Source organism: Erythrobacteraceae bacterium WH01K (assembly GCA_027941995.1).
Lineage (GTDB): Bacteria > Pseudomonadota > Alphaproteobacteria > Sphingomonadales > Sphingomonadaceae > CAJXSN01.
Genome location: CP115967.1, coordinates 145,084 through 160,878, shown reverse-complemented (window position 1 = coordinate 160,878; position 15,795 = coordinate 145,084). Strand labels below are relative to the sequence as shown.

Annotated in this window: 16 protein-coding genes; 14 read left to right on the top strand and 2 right to left on the bottom strand. The window is 61.5% G+C overall.

The features are described from left to right. Positions 1-7 precede the first annotated feature (7 nt). From traC to PF049_14290, 13 genes are all read left to right on the top strand, one after another. Positions 8-2,560: a type IV secretion system protein TraC gene (gene traC / locus PF049_14350; protein WBY18156.1), complete on the top strand. Its 2,553-nt coding sequence runs from the start codon at positions 8-10 to the stop codon at positions 2,558-2,560. Beyond that, a complete protein-coding gene (locus PF049_14345) occupies positions 2,557-2,907 on the top strand; it encodes a hypothetical protein (protein WBY18056.1) in 351 nt (116 codons plus the stop codon). The genes traC and PF049_14345 overlap by 4 nt, the downstream gene beginning before the upstream one ends. Further along, entirely contained in the window at positions 2,900-3,451 is a 552-nt protein-coding gene (locus tag PF049_14340; protein WBY18055.1) for a TrbI F-type domain-containing protein, read from the top strand. The genes PF049_14345 and PF049_14340 overlap by 8 nt, the downstream gene beginning before the upstream one ends. Continuing rightward, the gene (locus tag PF049_14335) at positions 3,438-3,959 is read left to right on the top strand and encodes a S26 family signal peptidase (protein ID WBY18054.1); all 522 of its coding nucleotides are present in this window, start codon (positions 3,438-3,440) and stop codon (positions 3,957-3,959) included. Before PF049_14340 ends, PF049_14335 begins: the two co-directional genes overlap by 14 nt. After that, positions 3,956-4,606: a type-F conjugative transfer system protein TraW gene (traW, locus tag PF049_14330; protein ID WBY18053.1), complete on the top strand. Its 651-nt coding sequence runs from the start codon at positions 3,956-3,958 to the stop codon at positions 4,604-4,606. The genes PF049_14335 and traW overlap by 4 nt, the downstream gene beginning before the upstream one ends. Continuing rightward, positions 4,603-4,875 (top strand): hypothetical protein, encoded by a 273-nt coding sequence (locus PF049_14325; GenBank protein WBY18052.1) that lies wholly within the window; start codon positions 4,603-4,605, stop codon positions 4,873-4,875. The genes traW and PF049_14325 overlap by 4 nt, the downstream gene beginning before the upstream one ends. Further along, entirely contained in the window at positions 4,865-5,890 is a 1,026-nt protein-coding gene (locus PF049_14320) for a TraU family protein (GenBank protein ID WBY18051.1), read from the top strand. The genes PF049_14325 and PF049_14320 overlap by 11 nt, the downstream gene beginning before the upstream one ends. Positions 5,891-5,905: 15 nt before the next feature. Next, the gene (gene trbC, locus PF049_14315) at positions 5,906-6,643 is read left to right on the top strand and encodes a type-F conjugative transfer system pilin assembly protein TrbC (GenBank protein WBY18050.1); all 738 of its coding nucleotides are present in this window, start codon (positions 5,906-5,908) and stop codon (positions 6,641-6,643) included. Beyond that, positions 6,640-8,373 carry a conjugal transfer protein TraN gene (locus PF049_14310; GenBank protein WBY18049.1) on the top strand — a complete coding sequence of 578 codons (1,734 nt, stop codon included), beginning with the start codon at positions 6,640-6,642 and terminating at the stop codon, positions 8,371-8,373. Before trbC ends, PF049_14310 begins: the two co-directional genes overlap by 4 nt. A 1-nt stretch (position 8,374) precedes the next feature. Beyond that, positions 8,375-8,758, top strand: coding sequence for a hypothetical protein (locus PF049_14305; protein ID WBY18048.1), 384 nt, complete (start codon positions 8,375-8,377; stop codon positions 8,756-8,758). Next, a complete protein-coding gene (gene traF / locus PF049_14300) occupies positions 8,755-9,570 on the top strand; it encodes a conjugal transfer protein TraF (GenBank protein ID WBY18047.1) in 816 nt (271 codons plus the stop codon). The genes PF049_14305 and traF overlap by 4 nt, the downstream gene beginning before the upstream one ends. A gap of 83 nt (positions 9,571-9,653) precedes the next feature. Further along, complete coding sequence (locus tag PF049_14295) at positions 9,654-11,012, top strand: conjugal transfer protein TraH (protein WBY18046.1); 1,359 nt, start codon at positions 9,654-9,656, stop codon at positions 11,010-11,012. Positions 11,013-11,024: 12 nt separating this feature from the next. After that, positions 11,025-13,844: a conjugal transfer protein TraG N-terminal domain-containing protein gene (locus PF049_14290; GenBank protein WBY18045.1), complete on the top strand. Its 2,820-nt coding sequence runs from the start codon at positions 11,025-11,027 to the stop codon at positions 13,842-13,844. On the opposite strand, the gene PF049_14285 is transcribed toward PF049_14290, so the two are convergent. Beyond that, a complete protein-coding gene (locus PF049_14285) occupies positions 13,845-14,069 on the bottom strand; it encodes a hypothetical protein (GenBank protein WBY18044.1) in 225 nt (74 codons plus the stop codon). It lies immediately after the preceding gene. A gap of 137 nt (positions 14,070-14,206) precedes the next feature. Here PF049_14285 and PF049_14280 point away from each other — a divergent pair, with 137 nt between their 5' ends. After that, positions 14,207-15,031, top strand: a complete 825-nt coding sequence (locus tag PF049_14280) for a hypothetical protein (GenBank protein ID WBY18043.1) — start codon at positions 14,207-14,209, stop codon at positions 15,029-15,031. Positions 15,032-15,042: 11 nt separating this feature from the next. Here PF049_14280 and PF049_14275 read toward each other — a convergent pair whose 3' ends face one another. Next, a complete protein-coding gene (locus PF049_14275; GenBank protein WBY18042.1) occupies positions 15,043-15,720 on the bottom strand; it encodes a hypothetical protein in 678 nt (225 codons plus the stop codon). Between the last annotated feature and the right edge of the window lie 75 nt (positions 15,721-15,795).

The following is a 15,795-nucleotide window of genomic DNA, read 5'->3' as shown; positions in this document are numbered from 1 at the left end:
CGCCATGATGAAAGCATTCAGCAACATCGTGGACCTGGTAGTCGGCGACAGCCGCAAGCCTGAGCGCAAGTCTGCGCCGCCGCAGGTTCCCATGCTCGCGCATTACCTTGGCTATCGTTCCTACGATGAAGGCAAGCGCATCTTTCATCAGGTGCGGTCGAAAGGCTTCATCCTCGAGCTCGCGCCCCTCGTCGGTGCAAACGACCGAGTGAACGACATCATCAGCTCCCTGTTCTCGGACATTCTCCTGCCCGGAACCAAGTTCAGCGTGACGAACTATTCCTCTCCGCGCGTCGCAGAGAAGCTACAGGACTGGGCTCTGCCGCGCTTCAAAGCTTCGGGCGTCTTCCAGACGCTCGCCAAGCACCGTCTAGACAAGCTGCGCAATGGCGCATGGTCGACCCTCGCGAGCGACGGTCCGTTCTTCGTCCGCAATTACCGCGTCGTCATGTCGGTCGGCATCAGCCAAGGCTCCGGCCTCTCCACCGACGATCTGGTGACGATGCGTGACGGCATAATTTCCGCCCTGGAATCGATCGACGTGCCGATCAGGCAGTTCGAGCCGACCGACCTGATCCGTTTCTTCGACGAGATATTGGCGCCGTCCACCGGTGCCGGCGACGAAGTGCCTGGTTACAACCGCTTCGATCCGATCAACGAGCAGTGTGTGCGTCGGGATCTCGTCACCCACGTCGAGAAGGATCGGCTTATCCTTCATGCGCAGTCGCTGCGACCGACTGGCACCTCCGTCGAGGGCGTGCCTGAGATGAAGGACTTCGTTCCGGAGCGTTTCGATATCCGGACGATGGCGGTACGCAACTTCCCCGACCGCTGGGCTCCCTGGGATACTCAGAAGATCATCGGCGACATCTTCAATCCGAAGCTGAACCTGCCATGCCCGGTGCTCCAGACGGTCTGCGGGATCATCCCCGGCCAGGAGTCCTCGGAAAGCAAGGCGGGCTACAAGTTCGCGCGCACCAGCTCGCTTGCGGAAGGCAAGGGCGTGAAGCTCGTTCCGAAGCTTCGTACCGAGGCAGCCGAGTGGCAGTTCATCCAAGACCGTGTGAAGCAGGGGGAGAAGCTGGTCTCCTGCTATTATGCCGTCTCGATCCTCGCCCCGAAGGGCCGTGGAGAACCGTGCGAGCGGACCCTCAAGGCGCTCTACAAGGCGAGCGGATGGGATCTGATCGACGAGACCCACATCCAGCTGCCCGCTTTCATGGCGCACTTCCCGCTGATGCTCGCCGACGGCCTGGATTCCGATTACAAGCGGATGAAGCGTCTGCGCACGATGCGCTCCGCGAATGTCGCGGCGATCGCGCCCATTCAGGGTGAATATGTCGGCGGGAACATCCCGCACCTCCTGTTCGTCGGGCGGCGCGGGCAACCGCAGTTCTGGTCGCCGTTCCAGAACGGCGCCGGCAACCACAACGTCGCGATCGCCGGCAAGTCGGGGTCGGGCAAGTCGGTGCTCTTGCAGGACCTCACCGCCAGTTTCGCTGGCGTCGGCGCCAAGACGATCGTCATCGACGATGGTCGCAGCTTCGAGCACATGGCGAAGGCGCTTGGCGGCACCTTCACCGAGTTCAAGCTTTCGTCCGGTATCTCGATCAACCCGTTCCGGATGATCGACGAGGAGCTGGCCGAAGGCGACGACGACTATCTGGTCGACTGCCTCGCGATGCTGAAGTCGATCATCTCGCAGATGGCGCGCAACGAGACCCGGCTGAACGATACCGAGCGCGGCCTCATCGACCAGGCGGTGAATGCCGTGTGGGAGGCACATGGTCGCGACGGAACTGTGGATCATATCATCGAGGCGCTCAAGCAGCCCGAACATCCGTTCGCCTACGATCTGGCGACCTCGCTCCTGCCGTTCGCATCGACCGGCACCTTCGGGCGATTCTTCCTCGGCGATGCCAATCTCGATCTTTCGGCCGATCTCACGGTCTTCGAGCTTTCCGATCTCGCGACACGCGAGGAGCTCCGCGGCGTGGTCCTGACGTCGGTCATGTTCATCGCTTCGCAGGTGATGCGCCGAATGGACCGTGCGATCCCAAAGCCGCTCATCATCGACGAAGCCTGGCAGATGCTGAAGGGCGGGGCGATGGCCGACTTCGTCGAGACCTATTCGCGCACCTGCCGCAAGTATGGCGGCTCGCTCATCACCGCCACGCAATCCATCCACGACTACTACAAGTCCGAAGGTTCGCGCGCCGCGCTCGAAAACTCGGACTGGTTCCTGATCCTCCAGCAGAAGGGCGAGACGATCTCGGACTTCCGCAATTCGGATCGCTTCGAGATGGACAACATGACCGAGGCACTCCTTCGATCGCTCAAGCGCAACGGAGTGGACTATTCGGATGTCTTCATCCGCGGGCCGGACACGGAAAGCATCGGGCGGCTCGTCCTCGATCGGTATTCGGCCACCCTCTACTCTTCGAGCCCGGACGTCTTCGCCGACATTGAGGACTACGTCCACCGGGGCTTCCCGATGCACGATGCCATCGAGGCGGTGGCCTTTCCCGAAACTCATCAGATGCTGGAGGCGGCGGAATGAACGCTCAACTACTCGCACACCGGGCGCTCACTCGCGTGCCGGTCGAACGAGGTCAGGACGCGATGGTCGTTGCCCTCCGGTTGACAGGGTGGATCGCCACGACCGTGCTTGCGACCCTGGGCGTCGCGACGCTCTTCTTCATCCTCCTCGGCAGCTTCACCCTGTCTGGGACCATGTTGCAGCTCGACAATCTCGCGGCGCGGTTCCTCGCCGCCGACGCGGCGCGGCAGGCGCAGTTCCAGACGATCGTCTTCACGGTTCTCGGCGGCGCCTTCGTTCTCATCGCTTTCTTCCGCCGTGCGAGCCTTCGCTCGGCATTCGACGTCGCTGGAGGTGACAATGACTGATCTGTTCGAAAACGCCGATCGTACGCATGATGCTCCGGTGCGCAAGTCGAAGGCGGCCGTCGCGAAGCGTGGTTTCGCCGGTCTCTCGCCGAGAGAGATCATCCTGCTCGCCGCTGCTCTCGCCATCTTCATGTGGGGAGCGTGGGTCACGAAGAACCTCGTTTCGCAGGATGGAGGGCGGCAGGAGTTCGTGCAGCTCCAGCTGCAGGGCATCATCGGCGAATATCTCCAGGCGCAGGCTCGCTCGAGTTCCGATGAACAGACGGCGGCTCAGGAGACGGCGGTGTTCATGGCCGCGCTGGACCAAACGGTCGCCGGGCTTTCGAAAAGCGGGAAGGTGGTTCTCGTCCACGAGGCGGTGATCGGTGGCGAGGTCCCTGACGTCACGCAGAGCGTCAAGACGGCCGTCTACGCGAAGGTGCCGCGCCCGCAGATCGCACAGGCCTCGCTCGATGTTCAGCAGAGCCAGGGCGCGCGTGTCGAACAGGAGATGCAGGCGTTCATGGCTGCCAACGGGGGAGGGCAGGGCGGTGTCCAGAACTGAAACCAGGCGCCTGTCGACCAAGAGCAAGCTCCTCGCGATCGCAGCCCTGTTCGGCGTCGGCACCGCGGTTACGTCGCTGCAGCACTGGAGCGAAAGCCACGCCTTCATGATTAACGCGACGGATTCACTTCCGAACTGGGCCTTTCTGGTCGAGAGTGGCCGGTTTCCCGATCGCGGCGACTACGTGATCTTCCACCCGGGCCACGATCCGGTCACGCAGAAGTATTTCGGCGAAGAACCCGGAGCATTTGCCAAGATCGCTTTTGGCCTCCCTGGCGATGTCGTGACGCGGGAAGGCCGCGACGTGCTGGTCAACGGCGAACGGATCGCCTCTACCAAACCGCTCACGAAGAAGGGCGACGCCCTCACCGAAGGGCCCTTGGGGGTCGTGCCCGACGGTTGCGTGTTCGCGGCCACCCACCACAAGGACGGTTTCGACAGCCGCTATTCGCATATCGGCTTCGTATGCCGCGACCGCCTCGTTGGAACCGGAGTGGCGATCCTGTGAGGTACCGTCTCGCCATCGTCTCCTGCATTGCCGTTGGCGCTGCCGTATCAGCGCCCTCGATGCTGACCGCGCAGGCGCAGGATCACGGTCAGATGGGGCAGACCTGGCCAGTCATCGAACCCGACTTGCTATCCGTCATCAAAGCGCGGCTCGATCATGCGCGAGAGACCGGCAAGCTCGAAGAGATGAACCAGCAATTCGCCGCGAAGGTGAAGGACCGCGTCATGCGCCCGGTTCCCGTCTCGGGCATGTCCCGTGCGGAACAGACGCGATCGTGGGAATTCGATCCCGCCATCGTGGTCGAAAACGACATCCGCGACCATCAGGGCAACCTGATCGCGGCGCGCGGCCAGAGGGTCAATCCGCTTGCGACCTCGGGTCTGTCGAAGAAGCTGGTCTTCGTCGACGGCGACAATCCCGCCGAGATCGAATGGGCGCTCAGGCACGGATCGGACGAGCGCGCGAAGATCATCTTCGTCGATGGATCCCCATTCAAGTCCATGAAGACCCACCAGCGTCGCTTCTACTTCGATCAGGAAGGCAAGCTCACCAGCCATTTCGGTATCCGGCACACCCCGGCCCTCGTCGAGGCGAAGGGGGATGTCCTGCTCGTCACCGAGACCGCTCTTCCGCGGAGGCAATCGTGAGCTCCTGGCGCGACCTGATCCCGGTTCCTCTCGCCGCTCCCGAAACGAGCGAACTGCGCTCCGCGCGCGTGCGCGTCATCGGCTCCTGCGTCGTGGTCGCGATGGCGCTGCTCTTCTTTGGCCAGCTCCGCCAGCTCCTCGGCACCGCCGCTCTCCCCATTCTGGTCGCGGCGTTTACTTTCACCATCGTTCAAGGTTGGGCGTGGGCCAAGCTGAAGAACGCCGCCGACGACGCCTGGCTGTTCCGGGAGACGGACGATGTGGCGTAGGTGGCTTGCCGCGATCACCACGCTCGCCGCGTTCGCGCTTGCCGTGCCGGCGTCCGCGCAAGGGTTGCCTTCCGGGCCGGGGCGGTGTTCCGGCTCGTTCGTCAATCCCATCACGGATGTGTGCTGGGGTTGCATGTTTCCCCTCTCGCTCGGATCGCTGAAGATCTGGCCATCGTCGCGCGCGGACACCAAGAACCCTGATCTGCCGATCTGCGCTTGCGGAACTCCCGTTCCGCGCGTGGGGCTGGCTATGGGCTTTTGGGAACCGGTACGCCTAGTCGATGTCTCGACCAAGCCATGGTGCTTTCCCAATCTCGGCGGCATCAAGCTCGATCCGGGGTTCTCTATCGGAAACGGCTACGTCTCGAACTCGTCCCAGATAGGCGGGCAGTCGCAGAACACCGCGAAGTACCACGTTCACTACTACATCTATCCGCTGCTCTACTGGCTCGAGGTTGTAACCGATTTCCTGTGCCTGGAAACCAGCTCGTTCGACGTGGCATACATGAGCGAAATCGATCCGCTGTGGCAGGATGACGAGCTCACGACCCTGCTCAATCCTGAAGCGGCGCTGTTCACCTCGCCGATCGCCCAGGCCGCCTGCTCGGCCGACTGCATCGCATCCAGCGCCAAGCTTCCCTTGGATGAGCTGTTCTGGTGCTCGGGTTGCCAAGGGCCGATGTACCCTATGAACGGCAATATCGGAGCGAACGTCGGCATCAAGCAGTCGGCTAGGCTCGCGGCCGAGCGCATGATCTACAAGATGCATCGCCAAGGTCTCGCGTGGGGAACCAGCGGTTCGAAAGCGCTCTGCTCGAAGTACATCATGCCGATCCTGAAGAAGAGCCAGTATCGCCTTCAGCAGGTCAATCCCACCCCCATGGTCAGCGGACGCGAGAGCTGCTCTCCGATCGGCGCCACCACCATCCTGCCGAAGTCCGGCCAGGTTTACCCGGTCAAGGGAGAGGACGTGGGGTTCCTCCTTTGGCGCAAGCGCAATTGCTGCGTGCTGTAGTCGGAAGGACCGCCCGTGAACCGCAAGATCGCCTTCTTCCTCGCCGGTTTCAGCCTCTTGGGCTGCGTCACGGCCGTCTTCGCCCAGACCACCGATGGCTTCGATCCGCAGGCCATCGAGGCACGCGCCGGGGAGTTCCAAGAGGATGCCCAGGCCCTGTTCGATTACGTCACCGCGAACGGCGAGAAGCACCAGGAAGAAGCTCAGACGGTCGTGCAGGACGGATATGCGTCGATCGAAGGGCTCGACGTGTCCGATATCGCTGGCGGGGACGGCCCGTTCGACTTCGACGAAATGGTCGCCGGCGCCAAGGCGGGCATGGCCAATCCGGAAGGCGCGCCTCTGTTCATCGCGTTCGCAAGCCTTTCGATGCCGGAAGAGGCGCTGGCGAAGATGATCGAGGATACGACGAGGGCGGGCGGCGTGGTGGTGTTCCGTGGTTTCTCGGCCGGAAACCCCCAGGCGTTCATCACCGGCATTCGCAACGTCGTCGATCAGGCGGGGGCGAGCAACGTCGCTATCGATCCGCGACTGTTCCGCTCGTTCCGCGTCGACCGGGTGCCGACCTACGTCGCGCTCTCCAGCGATTTCGAGCCTTGCGACCAGCTCGACTGCGTGACTGCTCCACCTCCGCATGATCGGATCGCGGGCAATGTCAGCGTCGGTTACGTCCTCGAGACCTTCTCCAATGCCAACGGCCCGGGCGCCCCTGTCTCGCGCATCGCGCTTGCCAACTACCGGTCGGCGCGGTGAACCTTCGCGGCCTCGTCCTTGCATGTGCCGCGCTCGTGGCGACGGGTCAGCTTGCGCACGCGCAGATGACTTCGTCCGATGCGCGGGCAGAGGGCGAGGCGCTCGGTGAGGGTGTGCGCGATGCGACGAACGGTTCGATCCTTGCCAACGGCGCCGAAGCCGATGTGCCGACATTTGGCGGGACGAACTTTCCATCGCTGGACTACGCCGACGATGCGGTTGGGCTGACGACGGCGGGGGAGGCGCAGCGCTATCAGCAGGACTACCGGGTCGTGGTCGATCCCTACCGCAAGGTGGTTGACCCGGCGACGATCGACCTTTCGGCGGCATCGGCGATCGAGGCGGATCCGGACACCTACCTCGGGCCCAGCGGCGCTCCTGGCGGGTCCACCGGTTCGTGTAACCCGCTACCGCCTGGGGGAGGGGGCTCCACAACCTATCTCGAAAGCTGCAACCAGGGTTCGCAGCCGTTCGACGAAGCGAGGACCTGCAGAGCGCCTCTCGTGGTCCAGACCCAAGGCACGCGGTATTGGGAGTATCAATGCTCGACCGGCTTTATCAAATACCAGACTAGCGGGCCGTACTGCGATATCATCCAGCCTGATCTCGATGCGGGAAGTTGCCGTGTCATCGATCGGGAGCGCATCGGCGAAACCTGCCTTCAGTGGGGCGGCAGGGATGGGCGGTGGTGCACCGAGCCAGGCGATCCCGTCTATCGTGAAACCTACAGCTGTCCTTCCCAGCTCAGCATTCCCGGGGGCGTCGAACGCAATTCAGTACGGATTGTCAGCGAGGCTGTCGACGAAGCGCAGTGTCAGGCCACGATCGGCACGGCGTCATGCTCCCTCCAGAGCGAGACCTGCACCGCGCCGAACGAGACGCGCGTCATCAACGGATTGTCGGTGACGCGCCCGTGCTGGGAGTGGAGCCGCACCTATCAGTGCCAGGGATTGCTGCCCGCCAACGATTGCGCTGCGCTTGAAGCTCGCCCCGAATGTTCGTTCAGTCACGACGAATGCCTGAGCTACGATACCGACGGCACGACCTGCAATGTCTACGATCGCTGGTTCCAATGCACGACGCCGGATACCGGCACACCGCCCCCGCCGGCCTATGTATGCGCCGGCGATCTCTACTGCATCGATGGGGAATGCACGACCGTCACGCGCGAGGCGTCGACCGAGTTCAAGGATGCGATGGTCGCCATGAACGTCATGGGCGAGCTCAAGGATGGGTTCGATCCCAACCAGTTGAAGATCTTCAGCGGCGAGAACCTCAAATGCACGAAGAAGGTGTTCGGCCTGTCGAACTGCTGCAGCGGGAAAGGTGTTCCTCTCCTGACGCCGTGGCTCTGCAATAGCCAGGATCGCGACGTCGACAAGAAGGATGACGCGGGCCTGTGCCACTACGTCGGCACCTATTGCTCGGACAAGATCCTCGGGGTCTGCGTCACCCGCAAGCAGTCATACTGCTGCTACGGAAGCAAGCTGGTCCGCATCCTCAACGAGCAGGGCAAGGCGCAGCTCGGAATGCAGTGGGGCAAGCCGAAGGAACCCGACTGCGAAGGCTTCCTCATCGCTCAGTTTCAGCAGCTCGATCTCAGCCGGATGGATTTCCGCGAAGTCTACGCCGAATTCGTGGACGCGGCAAAGCTGCCGGACGAGATCGAGATGTCGATCCAGATCCAGACCAAGATCGAGAACTACTACAACACGAACGGGGGGACATGACGTGGCGGGTGCCGAAGTCATCGCTTTTCAAAAAGGGGATCCATTCCCCGCGGCCGAAGTGCTCGATCTTGCCATCAGCGTGGCGATCGGACGAGATCTCGCTGCCAGCGAAGAGGAAATGTTCTCTCGCATCCTGGACTGGTTCCTGCGTCCGGCGTCGCGTCCTGAATTCATGGCTTCGATCGGACGCCTCCTGGAGCGTGGCTGGATCTCGCGCAGAAGCGGAAGCGAAGGTGATTTCGACTTCTGCCTCACCAATGCCGGCGTCGATGGCGCCACGACGCTTTCGGGCGGGATGATCCGCATGATCGATCGCGGTCGCGGCCACTTCAAGACCGCCTTTCTCCTCCAAATGCTCGAACTCGACAAAGGGAAATGCTCATGAACAAGCTCGCTTTGCTCAGCCTTGCGGCCCTCGTCGCCGCGGCTACGGCCCCCGGTTTCGCGCAGACCGCCGATCCGGCGTCGCAGCGCGATTCCTTCTACTGCGACGAGCGCAAGCTCGGGTCGTGGTTCTACTGCAATTCGGAAAAGGTGAAGCGCGAGGCGAGAGAGCGGCAGCAACAGCCCGCCCAGGCCGCCCCGGCCGTTCCCGCCGTCGAGCGGATGGCGGCGATCACCAAGCAGCTCGACGAGCTCAAGGCGCTGGCGATCCTCGAACCGACGTCCGACAACATCGTCAACTACATCCGCTTCCAGCGTGAGCAGCTTGATCGGGCGTCGACCTTCGCCGACACATGGAGCCGGTCGATCTGGCAGAACCCCGAGCTCGATTACACGCTCGAACGACCGGTCGGGACCCTGGCCAAGCAGACCTGGCTCACGGACCGGCGCGACCAGCGCGAGGGCTCGATGCAGGCGCTGACCCAGCGATACGGGGTCTTCTACTTCTACTCCTCGAGCTGCTCGGCGTGTCGCACGTTCTCGCCCGTCATGCGTGCCCTTTCGGACAATTACGGTCTCGAGGTCCTAGCGGTGTCGATGGATGGCGGACCGAACGAGGTCTTCCCGAACTATGTCGTCGACAGCGGGCAGTATCAGCGGATGGGCCTTCAGGGAGGCACCGTGCCGGCGATCGTCCTCTTCGACACCCAGACCAAGCAGCCGATCCCGATCGGCTACGGCGTCATGGCGGCCGACGAAGTCATGCAGCGCATCTTCTACCTCACCCAAATCGAGCCAGGGAGCGATTACTGATGTCTATTCGGACGAGAGGCGGGATCGCCGCCCGTTTCGCAAAATGCGCCGGCGTCGCACTCTGCGCCCTGGCAGCGGCAGGGATGGCCGCAGCGCCGGTCAACGCCCAGGTGGGGGCGGAGCTCAACGATTTCTTCAACGACATGGGCGCGTCGGCGAACGCGACGGGTCCCACCGCCTATCAGGGCCAGTCGGCGGGCTATTACTCGGGCGGCAACATCTGGACGCGGTTCCCGCAGAAAAGCGTGAACCCCGTCAACCTGCAGCTGCCGTCGATCAAGGCAGGTTGCGGGGGCATCGACGTCTTTTCGGGGAGCTTCTCCTTCATCAACACGGATGAGATCGTCGCGATGTTGAAGGCGACGGCCAACAACGCCCTCGGCTTTGCCTTCCAGCTCGCGATCAAGTCGATCAGCCCGCAAATCGCGTCGACCATCGAAGAGATGGCGCAGAAGGCGCAGCAAATGAACCAGTTCAACATGAACAGCTGCGAGACCGCGCAGAACCTCGTCGGTGGTCTGTGGGGCAAATCGGACCGCATGTCGTCGGAGATCTGCAAGTCGATCGGCAACAGCCAGGGGCTTTTCTCCGATTGGGCGAAGGGCCGGCACGAATGCGGGACCGGCGGACAACGGGAGTCGACGATCGCCGCGAACAGCGACCCGACCATCCCGTCCGAAAGCTACAACTTCACGTGGGAAATGCTCAAGCAGAGCTACCCCAGCTTCTCCGACGAGTTCCGCGAATATCTCATGACGTTCGTCGGCACTGTCATCTATTACCAGGATGGCGATCCAAGCGGCAAGCGTGGCTATCAGTTCGTCGGGTCCGGCGATCGTGCTTTGCTTACGGCGCTCCTCGACGGAACGAACTCGGTCACGATGCTCGACTGCCGCGGCGACGACAAATGTCTCGAGCCGGTGACGCAGACGATGAGCGTAAGCCAGGCTCAGGCGCTCAAACCGCGCGTCCGGGCGATGATCGAGAGCATGAACGGCAAGGTGCGGTCCAACGCTGCTCTCACGACGGACGAGATCGGCCTGCTCGGTGCCACCACCATCCCGCTCTACAAGATCATTTCGGTCAATGCCGCAGCGACGCTCGGCGGAATGACCGATAACGAGATGAACGATCTGGCCGAGATCGTTTCGATGGATCTGCTCGATGCTCTGGCACAGCAATATTACGGCTACGCCTCGAGGGGCGTCGGCACCTTCCAGAACGCAAACGAGGAGGCGCTGTCGCAGTGGCGAGAGCAGATCACCTCCGTGCGCGCGGTCCTCGATACCTATTCCAAGGGCATGAACCAACGCCTGGATCGGACGCATCACGTCGTTCAGCGCGCGGTCTTCTTGGAGAGCACCCTGCGCAACAGTCTCTCTCCCCAAATGTCGGCAGCGCTGTCCTTCAGCACGTCGCTGTCGAACCAAGGCATCCAGTAAGGGTCACGAGCGATGATGGAGATCTTCACGATCGGTGGCGGCGAGTACATCGTCAACGTCCTCAATGCGGTCAGCGCATGGACGGGGGGAGGGGGCTTCCGATCCCTCCTCCGCGTCGTCATGGTCATGGGTCTCATCTACTCGCTGCTGATCGTCGCCTTCAGCCTCAACTGGCGCGCCTGGCTCAACTGGTTTCTCGGCGCCACGCTGATGTACGGCGCACTGATCGTTCCGACCACGACCGTGAAGGTTACGGATCGCCTCAATCCCAGCCTGGCCCCCGCGACTGTCGCGAACGTGCCCGTCGGACTGGCTCTCATCGCCTCTGTCAGCTCGACCGCCGGTGATTGGCTGACGAGAACGGCCGAAACGGTCTTCACGATGCCGAACGCGCTCCAGATGTCCAACAACGGCATGATCTACGGGGCGCGGCTATGGGACCGCACGCGGGATTTCTCGATCCGCGATCCCCGCATCAGCGCCAACCTGGAGGAGTATTTCAAGCAGTGCCTGTTCTATGACATCCTGCTCGGCCATGAGTCATTCGATGCGATCGCGAACTCCAATGACATCCTAACGGAGATGGGTCCCGGTTCGCCGGCGCGCGGGATGAAGTGGATACCCGCCAGCGGTTCCCCGTCGATCGTGACATGCCAAGCCGGCTACAACAGCCTCCAGAGCGGTATCGTCACCTATACCGATACCCAGCTCGAGGAGGAGGGACGAAAGCTGTTCCCGGGTCTCACCCCTACGGCGGCGCGTGCGAAGCTCATCGCCGATCTTCCCGTGATCGCGAACCAGTTCCACGGCAGCAGCCAAACAGCGCAGCAGATCTTCCATCAACGCTCGCTGGTGAGCGCGTTCCTCGAAGCTAGGGCCAACCTTGGCGCGGCGGACGGCGACACCTTCGCGATGCTCCGGGCAGAGGAGCAGGCACGCAACACCTACACCTCGATCACACAGCAAGCGATGACGTGGGTCCCGCTTCTCAACATCGTGCTGACGGTGGTTTTTTACGCGATGTTCCCGGTCATCTTCCCACTCTTCCTTGTTCCGCGCACCGGGGTGACCGCCCTTAAAGGATACTTCACCGGGTTCTTCTATCTCGCGGCATGGGGGCCGCTCTATGCGGTGCTGCATATGTTCATCATGGACCGCGCCTCTGATTCCTTGAATGCGACAGCGCCGGGCGGAATCACGATGGCGGGAATGGCAGGCATCGACGCAGTCAACGCCGATACCGCGACGATCGCCGGGTTCCTCATGATGTCGATCCCGTTCCTCGCCGCCGGCATGGCGCGCGGAGCGATGGCTGTATCCTCCCAGGCGACCTCAATGCTTGCGCCGGCGCAGGGTGCGGCCGAAGCTGCGGCCGTCGAGCGGACGACTGGCAATTATTCCTACGGGAACGAGAGCTACATGAACCTGTCGAGCTTCAATCGGCAATCCAACCAATGGAACACCGCACCGTCGTTCACGGGCGGCGCCGCGGTGATGTCCACTGTCAATCCGAACGGAACGCTGACGAAGACCACAGCGGACGGCTCGACCGTCTTCGACACCTCGCCAGGCATGAGCCGTCTGGCATTCGGTTCGTCCCTTTCCTCGTTCAACAACGCGGAGAGGCAGCAGACGCTTTCCGAACTCGAGACGGCACGCAACACCCTCACTGAAGAGCGATCGAGGGCAGTCTCGTTTCTCGATCGGACGTCCACCAGGCAGACTAGCGGTGTTCGGAACGCGAGTGGTTCGGAAAGCTCGGCCGGTTATCGATCCGGAGAGAATACGCAGCGGTTCGACAACCAGTCGATGGACGCCCGCGATGGCGTAAGCGAAAGCGAACGCATTACCCGCAGTCAAGGTGACCAGCAGGTCAACACGGATCGGCTTGAGACGACAAGAGGCGGAAATATCGGCGTCGGAGGATCTGCCGGCAGGGGCAATACGGGCGGGCGGCCCGGGCGGGGCTCTGGCGCGGGGCTCACCGGCGGCGCGCAAGCTGGGATGTCAGGCGGTCGGACGCGACTGGATAGTGTGGATCGCGGGAGCAGACGGGACGAGACGCAAGGCTTTGACTCGTCGACGTCGGATAATCGTTCGAATGGATCGAACGTCACCCAAGACAGTGGGACATATTCTCAGAGTGGAAGCTTCAACAGAAGCGAGGCCTACACCGACAATTCGTATTCCCGCGAGCGGGCACTGGAGCAGATCCGCAGGATCGACGAACGTATCGCAGCGATCGACGAGACTGCAACGTCCCTCAGCAACAATACTTCGACGCGCGATGGCGTCGGGGCGAACGTGAACTTCGACATGAGCCAGATCGTGGCAAGCCGGTATCAAGAAAAGGCGGCGGAGATGGGCATAACCGCCCCCAGCCTTGCTCGGACAGATTACTCTCCTCAAGAGCAGGCCGCTTACGATCTGGTCGCTCGAGAGATAATCTCGGACTACTACGATCAGAGGGTGGCACCATACCGCGATCTCATCCCAGAAAGTGGCAGCGTTGTCGGAAATGTTTCGGGACCTGGCAATTTCACCGAAGCGGACCTTCGCGGCTCAGCTCCGCGGCCATCCCATGGTGGTCCCCGCAATCATGTAAGTGGCACCTCCGACAATTCAGTGGGCGACAGGATTGATGAGGGTGGAAGTTCGATAGGCGAACGGTACGAGGCTAATGGCCAACGCTATGGCCAGCGGCGACAGGAGTTCGAACAGGGAAGAGATGGTCTTGGTGGTGCTGACGACCGCTTCAATGAGCGCTTCTATGACCGCGATGAAAGGCGTCGCAACCCGATCCAGCGTCGTCTGCGTGGAGATAAGGAATAGTTATATGCCGAGGATTGCGACAATCAGGAAAACTAGCGCCAAGGCCAAAGCAAGGTACGCATTAGCTCGCGGGTTAAGGCCAGCTCGACCATCAGAACCTAGCCCTTCAGCGCTATCATCATAAGGCGTTGAAATGTCTCTTGGCGAAGCACCACGAGAAATATCGCCAGTTTTGACAGCATAACTGATTGGGTCGTCAAACCGGTACGGATCGTAATTTTCCACCTTCATCTCCTGATTTGAGCGTAGCATTTTCGGTCATAACTTTCAACGTCTGACCGAATGCTTCGTTCAAAATCAGATGGGGTAAGAAGCTACGGATTCCTTGCTGACAGATAGTGCCAAATGATAGTTTCTGACAAATGCCAACCGGAGAGAAGGGCGAGGCAAACCTTGTGAACGAAAGTCTTTCCAAGATCGATGCGACTTATATCGAGCTTCGGGAGCGCATTCTCTTTGGCGAGCTGGCAGCGGGTGCGCCAATGTACGCTGAAGATATCATGCGGCACACGGGTGTGTCGCTTTCCATGGCTCGCCAGTTGTTGCTCTCGTTAGGTGCTGGCGGATATCTGAAGAAGTCTGGACGGTCCTACGTCGTGGCGACGTTTACGAAAGAGCAGGTCGAGGAATGGCGCTTGGCGCTGTGCGCCATCGTTGAAATTGGGGCACTCAGGCTTGCGCTGACGGGCGCGGAGAGAATTGATGAAACAGCGGCGTTTCTCAATGCGCATGTGCGCGACGTCGACGTCCGGAACGAGCGCTTCTTCATAGGCGCGATGGCGTTGACTACCGTCGTACTCGGCGGCCCGCGCAGCACCCTCTCTCAGCTCGTCGAACAGTTCATTCCGCAGGCGTTCTTCCGACTCCTTTGGATTGCTGACTCCTATGCCGACAGAACAGGATTCCTGGTCGAGGCCGGAGATCGGTTTCTCAGCGCCGCAAGGTCAGGCGATCTGGAGGGGATCAGACAGTCGGTCCGATTTTTCTTCGATGGGACCGCGCCGTCGCTTTACACACTGATCGACAATATGGCGGGGGGTTCGTTTCCGGTGAACGAGAAAACCGACGGTTTCCAGACGATCGAGCTGCAAATCAGCGGCGTGCCAACCTATGCCGGAAGCAGTCGCTCTTCGACGCCGATCCTTCGGCCGATCTCCGATGCAGGGAAACTGGCGTTCGCCCCCTGAGTCTCGTTACCTCAGGCTTCGACCGGCGTCCTGGGATGGAGGCGCATTGCCGTCGCAGCAGCTGCGCAATCGCGAGGAGGCATGGAGCAAATCGTGCGGATCATGCTTCCGGCCGATCTTACCATACCCTTCAAGGCGTCGCCATCAAGGCGACACGCTTGAGCATAGGCGAGGGCAACGGTCGCTCGTTTTGCGTATTCTTCGAGGAGATGCACCTCGCCCGTTGCAGCGACCACGGACAGCATCAGCTTTTGATGCGCCAATGACGATGCAAGGGGTTTACCGGCGCGAGCAGTCTGTTCGAAGGTCTTCTCTCTCTTACGGAGCTCTGCACGCGCGGCTGCGCAATCCAGCGACGCGAGGCGGATGATCGCCGTGGCTTCGATGCCAGCAAGGGCGGCCATTTCATCTTCGATATACGGTGACGTAGGCTGGAACCATTTGAACCGCATCAGGTCGCTTTGAATGAAGCCGTGTGACCGCAGGCTGTCGAAGGCATAGCTTCCCCAAGAGGCATCCCGGCCGCTTGCTTCGGCAATACCGTGTGGATTAGGCGCGCCAAGCGAACCCGGGTCCTTAATCAGCGATCGGCGGAGTTTCTCAATGTCGGAATCCGCGCTTTTCGCCATCTTCTCGACAGCGGACCTGTAAAGCTGGTCGATTCCTTGCGTTATCATCAAGCTCATCATCACTTAGGGGCCATAAAGTGGTGCACTCTATCACATGTCGTGGTCAATGGGCTGAAGGCACCAACCGAAGTCTTT